We start from the raw sequence: 11476 nt of genomic DNA, 5'->3' as shown, positions 1-11476 counted from the left end.
GGGAGTCACGGTCGGGGTGGGCGTGGGCGGCGGGGCCGCGACGGCCAGGTCGTAGGCCCGCTGCGGCACGAACTGCCCGGCGCCGGCGATACAGCCGTCGGCCTCGCCGGGCAGCTTGATCCAGAGGAACGCGTCGATCATCGGGTCCCCGGTGCCGGTCGTGCTCGGCGTCCCGATCGCCCGGCCGCCCGGATCGCACCACTCGCCGCCCTGCGGGCCGTTGCCGTTGCGGCTGGTGTCGATCACCGCGCGCAGCCGGGAGACGCCGCTGGCGGAGATGACGCTCTTGGCGTAGGCCACCTCGGTGGAGCTCCAGCGGTAGTTGGAGACGTTGAGAGAGATGCCGTCGGCGCTGCCGGCGACATCCGCGGCCCTCAGCCGGGCCCCGGCCTCGGAGGCGGACAGCCATCCCGAGTGCCCGATGTCGAAGTAGACCTTCGCCGACGCCGATCCGGCCTTCAGCTTCCTGCCCGCGTACGCCATGGAGGCGTTGGTCTCCTGCTGCTGGGAGGAGTTCATGCAGCTGGTCATGATCGGGAGCACGTCGGGCTCCAGCACGATCGTCGCGGGACGTCCCTGCAGGCCGGCCGCGAGCTCGTCGACCCACTGCCGGTAGGCCGCGTGGTTGGGCGCGCCACCCGTGCTCGCGCCGCTGCAGTCCCGGTTGGGGATGTTGTAGACGACCAGGATGGGGGTCTTGCCCTCGCTCGCGGCCGCGCCGACGAACGCCGACACCTGCCCTCGCACCGCGGAGGTGTTGGTCGTGGTGAACCAGCGCGCCTGCGGGACGGCGGCGATCCGGTCGCGGATGACCGGCGTGCGGGAGTCTCCCGGATTGGCCGCGACCCACTTGGCCGCGTTGGTCTCGGGGTCGACGTAGAAGGGGGAGTCGGCCGCGGACGCTCCGGAGGCCGCGGACACCGCGGCGCCGGTCGCGACGACCAGGGCCGCGCAGAGCGCGGCCAGAATCGATCTTCTTGGCATGGAGGGGCTCCTTCGAGGGGGATATGGGAGCGCTCCCACAATAACGGCGCGACAATCCCTGCATATAGTCCGAACTGGTGCCCGCTCACTCGCATCATCTCTGAGCTGTGCGGACACCGTCTGCGACCACTGAAAGTTTCACAGCGCGGCTCCACCCGGACCCGACCTTCCCGGCCGGCCCGGCCGGTCGCCGCCTCCCGCGATGAAAGGCTGTCGCCCATGAGCGTTCCACTGTCCATCCTCGACCTCGCGCACATTCCCGAGGGCAAGACGCCGCGCGACAGCTTCGACGCCAGCGTGTCCCTGGCCCGGCGCGCCGAAGAGTGGGGCTACCGGCGGATCTGGTACGCCGAGCACCACAACATGGCCACCATCGCGTCCTCGGCCACCAGCGTGCTCATCGCACACATCGCCGCGCGGACCGAGACGATCCGCCTCGGGGCCGGCGGCGTCATGCTCCCGAACCATTCCCCGCTGACCATCGCCGAACAGTTCGGGACCCTCGAAACGCTCCATCCGGGACGCATCGACCTGGGCCTCGGACGGGCGCCGGGCAGCGACCAGCAGACCATGCGCGCCCTGCGCCGCGACCCGAGGTCCGCCGACGACTTCCCCCGGGACGTCCTGGAACTGCAGGGATACCTGACGGGCGAGTCCCGGATCCCCGGCGTCGACGCGACGCCGGGAAAGGGCACCGACGTACCGCTGTACATCCTCGGCTCCTCGCTGTTCGGGGCCAAGCTCGCCGCCGCGCTCGGACTTCCGTACTCCATCGCCTCCCACTTCGCCCCGGACGCGCTGGAGGAGGCGGTCGCCCTCTACCGGCGCGAGTTCAAGCCGTCCCGGCAGCTCGACCGGCCGTATGTCATCGCCGGGGTCAACGTCATGGCCGCGGACACCACCGCTGAGGCGCAGGAGCAGCTCCTGGCGGCGCGCCGCACCAGGGTGCAGCTGTTCTTCGGCAAGGACCGGACGTTCACCCCGGAGGAGGCGGACATGATCCTCCAGTCGCCCGCCGGGCGGCAGGTGCTGCGGATGACCACGTACACCGCCGTCGGCACCCCGGCCGAGGTGAGGGACTACCTCGACCGTTTCACCGAGCACGCCCAGGCCGACGAGCTCATCGTCGCCACCCAGGCGAGGGACACCGAAGCCTGGCTGCGCTCCTACGAGCTACTGGCGGACGTCAGCGGGCTGGTCCCCGCCTGACGGGGGCGTCCGCCCGCCCCCCGCCACCGGAGCCACCGGACCGGGGATCTACCGTGTGACCATGGAACTCGTCGGGAGAATCATCGCCGGCCGCCCGCTGCTCGTTCTCGCGGTCAAGGAGGAAGCGCAGTTCCTCGACACGGACATACCGGTGCTGTTCACCGGCATGGGCAAAGTCAACGCGGCGGTCGCGCTGGCCGGTGTCCTCGCCCGGGGACCCCGCCCTTCCCATGTCGTCAATCTGGGAACGGCAGGGGCACTGCGCCCGGGATGGACGGGCACTCACGTCGTCGGCTCCGTGATCCAGCACGACCTCGACACCGATCTGCTGCGCACCCTCACCGGCGAGACCTACGGAGCGGCACTGCCCCTGAACGCCGACGACGGCCCGGTCCTGGCGACCGGCGACGCCTTCATCGCCGACGAGGCGGCGCGCGAACGCCTCGCGGCCCGGGCCCACCTGGTCGACATGGAGGGCTACGCCCTGGCGACGGCCGCGGCCCAGGCAGGTGTCCCGCTCCGCATTGTCAAGCACGTCAGCGACGACGCGGGCGAAGGCGCGGCGAAGAGCTGGCGCGAGTCGGTGGCCGGCTGCGCCCGGGCCCTGGCCGACTGGGCCGCCCTGCACATGCCCCAGCACCCCTGACTCCACGGAACGGGCCCGGCCCCGGGATCGTCTCCGAGTCGGGCCGGCTCCCGTCCCGCCGCCGGCACGGGCCCGACCGGCTCCTCCGCCGGCCGGTGTGCCCGCGCCTCAGAGCCCGGACAGCCCCAGCTCGCGGGCGATCAGCATCCGCTGGACCTCGCTGGTGCCCTCGCCGATCTCCAGGATCTTGGCGTCGCGGTAGAAGCGGCCGACGGGGTATTCGTTCATGAACCCGTAGCCGCCGAAGATCTGGGTGGCGTCGCGGGCGTTGTCCATGGCGGCGTCGCCGGCGACGAGCTTGGCGATGGCCGCCTCCTTCTTGAACGGCTCGCCGGCCAGCATCCTCTCCGCCGCGTGGTAGTAGGCCAGGCGGGCGGTGTGGGTGCGGACCTCCATGTCGGCGATCTTGAACTGGATGGCCTGGTAGTGGCCGATCGGGTGGCCGAAGGCCTGGCGCTCGCGCACGTAGCGCAGGGACTCGTCCACGCAGCCCTGGGCCAGGCCGACCGAGAGGGCTGCGATCGCGACGCGGCCCTCGTCGAGGGTCTGCAGGAACTGCGCGTAGCCGCGGCCCCGCTCGCCGAGCAGGTTCTCCGCCGGGACCCGGCAGTCGGTGAAGGAGAGCTCCCGGGTGTCGGAGCAGTTCCAGCCGACCTTGGAGTACTTCTTCGAGACGGTGAAGCCCGGTGTCCCGGACGGGACCAGGATCGTGGAGATCTCCTTCTTGCCGTCGGCGCGCTCGCCGGTGATGGCGGCCACGCCCACGACACCGGTGATGTCGGTGCCGGAGTTGGTGATGAAGGCCTTCGAGCCGTTGATCACCCACTCGTCCCCGTCCAGCACGGCCGTGGTCCGCATGCCCCCGGGCACGTCGGAGCCGCCGCCCGGCTCGGTCAGGCCGAACGCGCCCAGCATCTCGCCCGACGTCAGCCGGGGAAGCCACGTGGCGCGCTGCTCCGCCGTGCCGAACCGGTAGATCGGCATCGCGCCCAGCGACACCGCGGCCTCCACGGTGATGGAGACGCTGGAGTCGACCCTCGCCAGCTCCTCCAGGACCAGGCAGAGGGCGAAGTAGTCGCCGCCCATGCCGCCGTACTCCTCGGGGATCGGCAGCCCGAACAGGCCCATCGCACCCATCTGCCGGACGATGTCGTAGGGGAACTCCTCACGCTCGTAGAGGTCCCCGATCACCGGGGCCACCACGTCGCGGGCGAACGCCTCGACGGTCTTGCGCAGGTCCTCGTACTCGTCGTTGAGCTTGAGCATCGTCACTCCTTGACGTCTTGATCGGTCGCCGGGGCCGTTCCCAGTGCCTGGACGACCCGTGAGGGACTGGGGCGGCCGAGCTTCGCGGCCAGCCAGGTGCTGGTCTCCACCAGCGATTCGAGGTTCAGCCCGGTCTCGACCCCGAGACCGTGCAGCATCCACACCAGGTCCTCGGTGGCGAGGTTGCCGGTGGCGCTCTCGGCGTACGGGCAGCCTCCGATCCCTCCGGTGGAGGCGTCCACCACGGTCACACCCGCCTGGAGGGCGGCGAGGGTGTTGGCCAGCGCCTGGCCGTAGGTGTCGTGGAAGTGCACGGCGAGCCGGGAAGGGCCGCCGAAGGCCTCGATCAGCGCGCTCACGTGGCCGGGGGTGCCGACGCCGACGGTGTCGCCGAGCGACAGCTCGGAGCAGCCCAGGTCGAGGAGCCTGCGGCCCACCGCGACCACCTGCCCGACCGGCGTCGGCCCCTCCCACGGGTCGCCGAAGCACATCGACACGTACGCCCTGACCGTGAGGCCGTGGTCCAGCGCCCGCGCGACCACCGGTTCGAACATCTCGAACTGCGACTCCAGCGTCCGGTTGAGGTTCTTGCGGGCGAAGCTCTCGGTGGCGCTGGCGAAGACGGCGATCTCCCGGACGCCGTGCTCCAGCGCCCGGTCGAGGCCCCGTTGGTTCGGCACGAGCACCGGGTAGCGCACGCCGGGGACCCGCTCCAGGCCGGCCAGCAGCTCCGAGGCGTCGGCCAGCTGGGGCACCCACGTGGGGTGCACGAAGCTGGTCGTCTCGATCACCCGGTGCCCCGCGGCTGCCAGCCGGGCGACGAACTCGGCCTTGACCTCGACGGGGACGATCGCCGACTCGTTCTGCAGTCCGTCCCTGGGCCCGACCTCGTAGATCGTGACCCGCTCCGGCAGCCCCGCCGCCGGAATCCGGTACGGCTCGCGCATCATGACTCCTCCGGCCCCGCCGGGGTCTCCCCCGGCCGCTCCGCCACGACTCCCCGTCCCGCCGCCGGGATCCCGTACGGCTCGCGCATCACGACTCCCCGTCCCGGTGGACGACCGCCAGCACGGCGTCCATGTCGACCGCCTGGCCGGTGCGTACCGGCAGCTCGGCGATGACCCCGCCGACCGGCGCGGTCACGGTGTGCTCCATCTTCATCGCCTCGACGATGAGCAGCGGCTGCCCTTCGGCGACCTGCTCCCCCACGCTCACCTTGACCACCAGGACCGTGCCGGGCATCGGGCTGCGGACCACCCCGTCCCCGGCGCCGCCGGCGCCCGCCCGGTCACCGGGATCGCCCAGGTGGTGGCGGGTGAGCGCCCAGGCGTCGCCGTCCCGGCCGATCCAGACGGTGTCGCCGTCCCGGGCGACGGCGTAGCGCCGCCGGGCTCCGCCGAGGGTGACCAGCAGGCCGTTGCCGTCGGCCGACAGCCTCGCCGGCAGGGCCGTCCGGGCGTCGTCTCCGGGCAGGGCCACCTCGGCTCCCGCGCCGGGCAGGCCGCGCACCCGGATCTCGGTCACGCCGTCGCGGCTCTCCAGCCGCCAGGTGGTCCAGGCGGCCTCGCCCAGCCGCCAGCCGTCGGGCACCTCCCACGGGTCGGCCGGCGTCACGGGCACGCGCTCGTGGTGCAGGACCAGGGCCGCCGTGGCCAGGACGTCGCCGGGGACGGCCTCGCGGGAGACCAGCGCGTCGAGGTGGCGTTCGACCAGGCCGGTGTCGAGATCTCCGGCGGCCACCTCCGGGTGGGTGACCAGCGCGCGCAGGAAGGCGATGTTGGTCGGCACGCCCAGCACGGTCGTCGCGGCGAGCGCCCCGTCCAGCCGGCGCAGCGCGCTCGTCCGGTCCGGCCCCCAGGCGATGACCTTGGACAGCATCGGGTCGTAGTCGCTGCCGACCACGCCGCCGGCCATCAGGCTGGAATCCACCCGGACGTCGTCGGGCTCGTGCAGCGCGAGGACCCGGCCGCCGGTCGGCAGGAAGCCCCGGGAGGGGTCCTCGGCGTAGACGCGGGCCTCGACGGCGTGGCCGCGCAGCCGTACCTCGTCCTGGGTGAGCGGGAGCGGCTCGCCGGCCGCCACCCTGAGCTGGAGCTCGACCAGGTCCAGGCCGGTGACCAGCTCGGTGACCGGGTGCTCGACCTGGAGCCGGGTGTTCATCTCCATGAAGTAGTAGTCGCCGGTCGCTCCCTGGACGATGAACTCCACCGTCCCCGCTCCGACGTAGCCGACGGACCTGGCGGCCTCGACCGCGGCCGCGCCCATGCTCGCCCGGGTCGCGGCGTCGAGCAACGGGGACGGGGCCTCCTCGATGATCTTCTGGTGGCGGCGCTGGAGGCTGCACTCGCGCTCGCCCAGGTGGATGACGCCGCCGTGCGTGTCGGCCATCACCTGGATCTCGATGTGGCGGGGGTTCTCCACGAACCGCTCGATCAGCAGGGTCGCGTCACCGAACGCGGCGGACGCCGTACGGCGGGCGGACTCCAGCGCGTCCGGCAGCTCCGCGGCCGCGCGCACCAGCACCATGCCCTTGCCGCCGCCCCCCGCCGAGGGTTTGATCAGCGCCGGGAAACCGACCCGCTCGGCGGCGGCGACCAGGTCGTCGCCGGGTTCGGCGCCTCCGGGGACGACGGGCACCCCGGCCGCCGAGACGGTGGCCTTGGCGCGGATCTTGTCGCCCATGGCCTCGATGGCCTCCGGCGGCGGGCCGACGAACACCAGCCCGGCCTCGGCGCACCGCCGCGCGAAGGCGGCGTTCTCCGCCAGGAATCCGTATCCCGGATGCACGGCCTGCGCTCCGGTCGCCGCGGCGGCGTCCAGGATCCGGTCGATGTCGAGGTAGCCGCCGCCGAGCCGTACGGCGATGTCGGCCTCGCGGACGTGCCGCGCGCCGGCGTCGGCGTCGCTGTGCACGGCGACGGAGCGGATGCCCAGTTTCCTGAGCGTGCGGATGATCCGGAGGGCGATCTCGCCCCGGTTGGCGATGAGAACAGTGTGGAACATCATGAGCGGCCCCCGCGAGGCGGCTGAGGAGCGGGTGGGTGAGTCATGGGTGCGGTCACATCCGGAAGACGCCGTAGCCGACGGGTTCGAGAGGGGCGTTGGCCGAGGCGGACAGGGCCAGGCCGAGGACGGTGCGGGTGTCGAGAGGGTCGATGACGCCGTCGTCCCACAGGCGGGCGGTGGAGTAGTAGGGGTTGCCCTGGTCCTCGTACTGCCTGCGGATGGCGTCGGGGTCGGCGTTGCCGACCGTGGAGAGCACGTTCGCGGCCTGCTCGCCGCCCATCACCGAGATACGCGCGTTGGGCCACATCCACAGGAACCGGGGCGAGTAGGCGCGCCCGGCCATCGCGTAGTTGCCCGCGCCGAACGAGCCGCCGACGACCACGGTGAACTTGGGCACCCGGGCGCATGCGACGGCGGTGACCATCTTGGCGCCGTGTTTGGCGATGCCGCCGGCCTCGTACGCCTTGCCGACCATGAACCCGCTGATGTTCTGCAGGAACACCAGCGGCACGGCGCGGCGGTCGCACAGCTCGATGAAGTGCGCGCCCTTGAGCGCGGACTCGCCGAACAGGATGCCGTTGTTGGCGATGATCCCGACCGGGTGGCCGTGGATGTGGGCGAAGCCGGTGACGAGCGTGGCGCCGTACTCGGCCTTGAACTCCAGGAACCGGCTGCCGTCCACGATCCGGGCGATGATCTCACGCACGTCGTACGGCGTGCGGGTGTCGGCGGGGACGATCCCGTAGAGGTCGCGCGGGTCGTGCGCYGGCTCCTCGGCGGGGACGCGCTCCCACGGGGACGGGGGGCGCGGGGCGAGGGTGGCCACGATGTCGCGGACGATCCTGAGCGCGTGCGGGTCGTCCTCGGCGAGGTGGTCGGTGACGCCGCTGACGCGGGCGTGCAGGTCGCCGCCGCCCAGTTCCTCGGCGGTGACCTCCTCCCCGGTCGCCGCCTTCACCAGCGGCGGGCCGCCGAGGAAGATCGTGCCCTGGTTGCGGACGATCACCGCCTCGTCGCTCATCGCCGGGACGTAGGCGCCGCCCGCCGTGCAGGAGCCGAGCACCGCGGCGATCTGCGGGATGCCGCGCGCCGACATGGTGGCCTGGTTGTAGAAGATGCGGCCGAAGTGCTCGCGGTCGGGGAAGACCTCGTCCTGCTTGGGCAGGAACGCGCCGCCGGAGTCGACGAGGTAGACGCACGGCAGGTTGTTGTGGAGGGCGACCTCCTGGGCCCGCAGGTGCTTCTTGACCGTGACGGGGTAGTAGGTGCCGCCCTTGACCGTGGCGTCGTTGGCGACGACCACGCATTCGCGGCCGGAGACGCGGCCCACTCCGGTGATGATCCCGGCTGCGGGGGCCTCGTCGCCGTAGAGCCCGGTGGCGGCGAGCTGGGAGAGCTCCAGGAAGCGTGAGCCCGGGTCGAGCAGGGTGTCCACCCGGTCGCGGGGCAGCAGCTTGCCGCGTGACACGTGTCTGGCCCGGGATCTCTCCGGACCGCCCAGCCCGGCGACCGCGAGCCGCTCTCTCAGGTCCGCGGCCAGGCGCTCGTTGACCTCCGCGTTGCCCTTGAATCCCTCGCCACCTGGATCGCAGGCGCTTCGCAGCACCGGCCAGCCACTCATGCGAGCCCCCTTGTCCGGCTCCGTCGCCGTGGGTTAACGGTTACTAACTCCGCTACCGATGTTAGTCATCATTAACCTCACCGTCTACCATGCAAGGTGTGACGACTGCCCAGCCACTCACCCGCGGCCGCGGGTCACGGCGCGCGGAGATCCTGGAGGCGGCCGCCGCGCTGTTCGCGGCGCGCGGCTTCCACGGCACCTCCATCGAGGACATCGGCGGCGCGGTCGGCACCTCGGGCCCCGCCCTCTACCGGCACTTCAGCGGCAAGGAGGCCCTGCTGGCGGAGATGCTGCTGGACGTCAGCGAGCGTCTGCACACCTCGGCGGCCAACCGCGTGACCAAGGCCCCGGACGCCGAGCATGCCCTGGACGCGCTGCTCACCGGCCAGATCGAGTTCGCGCTCAGCCATCCCGCGCTGATCACCGTGCACGACCGCGAGCTCGGCAACGTCCCCGAGCCCGCCCGTCGGCAGATCCGCCGCCTGCAGCGGCTCTACGTCGAGGAGTGGGTCACCGTGCTGAGCGAGCTCTACCCGGGCTGCCCCCCGCCACGCCTGCGCGCCGTGACCCACGCCGTCTTCGGCCTGCTCAACTCCACCCCGCACAGTGCGGGCGAGCTCGAACCGGAGGCGATGGCGGAGCTGCTGCGGCGCATGGCCCGCGCGGCGCTCGCCAGCGTCCAGAGTTAGGGAGCTTTAACATTCACCGGCCTCGGGCGCCCGTGGCCGCCTCCCCGGCGGCCACGGGCGCCCCGGTCTCAGCGGGTCTCGTGACGGCGCTGGCACAGCATGCAGAAGCGGGCGAGAGGACGGGCCTTCAGCCGCTCGAAGGGGATCGCCAGCCCGCAGCCGTCACAACGGCCGTAGGTCAGGTCGGTGACGTCCTGGAGTGCCTGGCGCACGACGGCGAGGTTCCGCTCGGCGGAGACGATGTCGGCGAGGATCCCCGACTTCGTCGAGACCTCCACCGCGTCGTCGTTCACCGCGGTCTCCAGGTCGGCCAGCTGCCTGGTCCAGCGGAACAGCTGACCCTCCAGTTCCTCGCGGACGGTGTCGAGCTGGACGCTGCTGAGGTGGGTGTCGACGGACATGATGCTGTGGTCCTTTCGGGAAATGGGGCATGCGGAAAGTGAGGTGGGGGAAGGCGGGCCGGGCGGCGGCACGGCGGCAGCGGCGGATCGGCCCGGAGGCCGGGACCGCTCCGGCCGGACGGGGTCCCGGCCCGATGAGACCCGTCCCGTCCCGGCCCAGGGCGATATGAACCGGTACGAGTCAGCCCGAACCGAACCGACTCGACTCGACTCGAAACTGTCTGAACCGGCCACGGGCTGTGGCGCGGGCAGGCCGGGGCGCGCCCGTGTCAGCGCCGCGCGGTGTGCCCGCAGACGGCGCAGTGCCGGGCGTGGGGGGCGCGGCGCAGCCGTTCCAGCGCGATGAACGCCCCGCACCGCAGGCAGGTGCCGTAGAGCCCGAAGTCCAGCCGTTCGATCGCCGCCTCGATCTCGGCGACGGCCTTCCTGGCGCGCTCGGCACGCCTCCAGGCGAGCGGGACCGGCCCGTCCGCCGTCGCGGGTCCCGGCACCTGGTCACACTCGGTGAGGGAGTCCAGCTCCGCCCGCGCGGCGGCGAGCCTCTCGTGCAGTAGGACGCGCAGCTCCTCCAGCTGCGCGGTGTGCCGCCGGTACTCCTCCAGCAGCCTGCTTGCCGATCTGATGTCACCCATGACGACATCGACTCCTTGAATGACTCACCGCGGCACGGGCCGGTGACGGCCCGCCGGGGTGAAAGCCGGATCTCGGGCACGCGCGGGCGTACGGCGGCGCATGACCCGGGGATCTCCTGCCGGGCCCACGGCCCTGCGGAGATCGGAAAGGGGAAGGGAGTCTAGGAAGGCGGTGGGCTACGCAGGGTGACGATCCGCTGGACACCGCGCCGGGGGTTGGCCGCCGGGCCCGCGTTCAGCCAGGCCAGCAGCACGAGGACGGAGGCCACCGCCACGGCGCTCACGCCGAGGAGATGGCGGAGCTGCCCCACCGTCGGCAGGTGCTCCGTACCGCCCGGGACGAGCCTCGGCGCGGTCGACGGGTGCGCGCCGGCGGTCTGGGGAATCCAGAGGCTGGTGTCGGCGTCGGCGGGACGCCATCCGCCGGACCACGAGGAAGGGGCCACGGCCGACAGCAGGACCGCGAGAACAAGGCCCACCACGGCCGCTGCGGCAGTGGGCCTGGGTGTGACCCACCGCGGTTCCCTCATCATCTCGACCATAGCCCACCCCCCGCGAAAGGGCACTCCACGCGACGGCCCGGATTCCCCCGTCCCTCTCACGCGCCCCGGCCCGGCGCCTCGCCCACGTGACGGGGACCGCCTCCGCGACTCCCGGTGGCCGCGCGGAGGGTGTGAGCCTGAGGGAAAAGTCACATGGGCAGGGGGGCGGGGTCGCCCGCGGAAGGGGCCCCCGCCATCGGCCGGTGAATTCGAGAGGCCGGGGCCGGCTGTATGGGCAGCRGCACCAGCGACACGCAGTCGTACTGAGGGCACGGCGTGGTGACGCACTGCTTGGGGGAGGGCACGCAGATGCGGCCCGGACCGCAGTTGACCGTCGCGCACGGCGACGTGGGCGGGCACAGGCCGCCCACCTGGATGTCCTTCCAGGTGACGGGGCCGATCGAGACGGACCCGATGGCGACGGCCGGCAGCTGGGCCGGCTGGACGGCGGGTGCGGCGGGCGACTGCTCGGGCCCCGGG

Annotated in this window: 12 protein-coding genes; 3 read left to right on the top strand and 9 right to left on the bottom strand. The window is 72.4% G+C overall.

What is annotated here, in order from left to right; genetic code table 11:
* Positions 1-984 (bottom strand): glycoside hydrolase family 6 protein (locus CA984_RS38185; RefSeq protein WP_207621191.1); only part of this gene is annotated, 984 nt, incomplete at its 3' end.
* A gap of 219 nt (positions 985-1203) precedes the next feature.
* On the opposite strand from CA984_RS38185, the gene CA984_RS38180 reads away from it, so the two are divergent.
* Positions 1204-2193: an LLM class flavin-dependent oxidoreductase gene (locus CA984_RS38180; protein WP_086578259.1), complete on the top strand. Its 990-nt coding sequence runs from the start codon at positions 1204-1206 to the stop codon at positions 2191-2193.
* Between the two features lie 61 nt (positions 2194-2254).
* Positions 2255-2839 (top strand): nucleosidase, encoded by a 585-nt coding sequence (locus CA984_RS38175; protein WP_086578260.1) that lies wholly within the window; start codon positions 2255-2257, stop codon positions 2837-2839.
* 108 nt (positions 2840-2947) lie between these two features.
* Here the strand turns inward: CA984_RS38175 and CA984_RS38170 are convergent, their stop codons facing one another.
* From CA984_RS38170 to CA984_RS38155, 4 genes are all read right to left on the bottom strand, one after another.
* Positions 2948-4105, bottom strand: coding sequence for an acyl-CoA dehydrogenase family protein (locus CA984_RS38170; protein WP_207621190.1), 1158 nt, complete (start codon positions 4103-4105; stop codon positions 2948-2950).
* A gap of 2 nt (positions 4106-4107) precedes the next feature.
* A complete protein-coding gene (locus tag CA984_RS38165; protein ID WP_086578257.1) occupies positions 4108-5055 on the bottom strand; it encodes a hydroxymethylglutaryl-CoA lyase in 948 nt (315 codons plus the stop codon).
* An 85-nt stretch (positions 5056-5140) separates the two neighbouring features.
* The gene (locus tag CA984_RS38160) at positions 5141-7108 is read right to left on the bottom strand and encodes an acetyl/propionyl/methylcrotonyl-CoA carboxylase subunit alpha (protein WP_165781561.1); all 1968 of its coding nucleotides are present in this window, start codon (positions 7106-7108) and stop codon (positions 5141-5143) included.
* A 55-nt stretch (positions 7109-7163) separates the two neighbouring features.
* Positions 7164-8732, bottom strand: a complete 1569-nt coding sequence (locus CA984_RS38155; protein WP_086578255.1) for a carboxyl transferase domain-containing protein — start codon at positions 8730-8732, stop codon at positions 7164-7166.
* Between the two features lie 89 nt (positions 8733-8821).
* On the opposite strand from CA984_RS38155, the gene CA984_RS38150 reads away from it, so the two are divergent.
* Complete coding sequence (locus tag CA984_RS38150) at positions 8822-9421, top strand: SACE_7040 family transcriptional regulator (protein ID WP_086578254.1); 600 nt, start codon at positions 8822-8824, stop codon at positions 9419-9421.
* A gap of 68 nt (positions 9422-9489) precedes the next feature.
* Here the strand turns inward: CA984_RS38150 and CA984_RS38145 are convergent, their stop codons facing one another.
* The 4 genes from CA984_RS38145 to CA984_RS46700 all read right to left on the bottom strand — a co-directional run.
* Positions 9490-9822, bottom strand: a complete 333-nt coding sequence (locus CA984_RS38145) for a TraR/DksA family transcriptional regulator (RefSeq protein WP_086578253.1) — start codon at positions 9820-9822, stop codon at positions 9490-9492.
* A gap of 269 nt (positions 9823-10091) precedes the next feature.
* Entirely contained in the window at positions 10092-10454 is a 363-nt protein-coding gene (locus CA984_RS38140) for a TraR/DksA family transcriptional regulator (protein WP_086578252.1), read from the bottom strand.
* A 161-nt stretch (positions 10455-10615) separates the two neighbouring features.
* On the bottom strand, positions 10616-10936 hold the full coding sequence (locus tag CA984_RS38135; RefSeq protein WP_133061900.1) for a hypothetical protein: 321 nt from the start codon (positions 10934-10936) through the stop codon (positions 10616-10618).
* Between the two features lie 209 nt (positions 10937-11145).
* Positions 11146-11476 (bottom strand): hypothetical protein (locus tag CA984_RS46700; protein ID WP_165781560.1); only part of this gene is annotated, 331 nt, incomplete at its 5' end.

Source organism: Streptosporangium minutum (assembly GCF_002149035.1).
GTDB classification, from domain to species: Bacteria; Actinomycetota; Actinomycetes; order Streptosporangiales; family Streptosporangiaceae; genus Streptosporangium; species Streptosporangium minutum.
Note: the sequence above shows the minus strand (reverse complement) of the source record. Positions and strands in the feature narration are given on the sequence as shown.

Coding starts and splice junctions, on each gene's coding strand:
- CA984_RS38180 (WP_086578259.1), top strand. CDS start 1,204: ATGAGCGTTCCACTGTCCATCCTCGACCTCGCGCACATTCCCGAGGGC.
- CA984_RS38175 (WP_086578260.1), top strand. CDS start 2,255: ATGGAACTCGTCGGGAGAATCATCGCCGGCCGCCCGCTGCTCGTTCTC.
- CA984_RS38170 (WP_207621190.1), bottom strand. CDS start 4,105: ATGCTCAAGCTCAACGACGAGTACGAGGACCTGCGCAAGACCGTCGAG.
- CA984_RS38165 (WP_086578257.1), bottom strand. CDS start 5,055: ATGATGCGCGAGCCGTACCGGATTCCGGCGGCGGGGCTGCCGGAGCGG.
- CA984_RS38160 (WP_165781561.1), bottom strand. CDS start 7,108: ATGTTCCACACTGTTCTCATCGCCAACCGGGGCGAGATCGCCCTCCGG.
- CA984_RS38150 (WP_086578254.1), top strand. CDS start 8,822: ATGCAAGGTGTGACGACTGCCCAGCCACTCACCCGCGGCCGCGGGTCA.
- CA984_RS38145 (WP_086578253.1), bottom strand. CDS start 9,822: ATGTCCGTCGACACCCACCTCAGCAGCGTCCAGCTCGACACCGTCCGC.
- CA984_RS38140 (WP_086578252.1), bottom strand. CDS start 10,454: ATGGGTGACATCAGATCGGCAAGCAGGCTGCTGGAGGAGTACCGGCGG.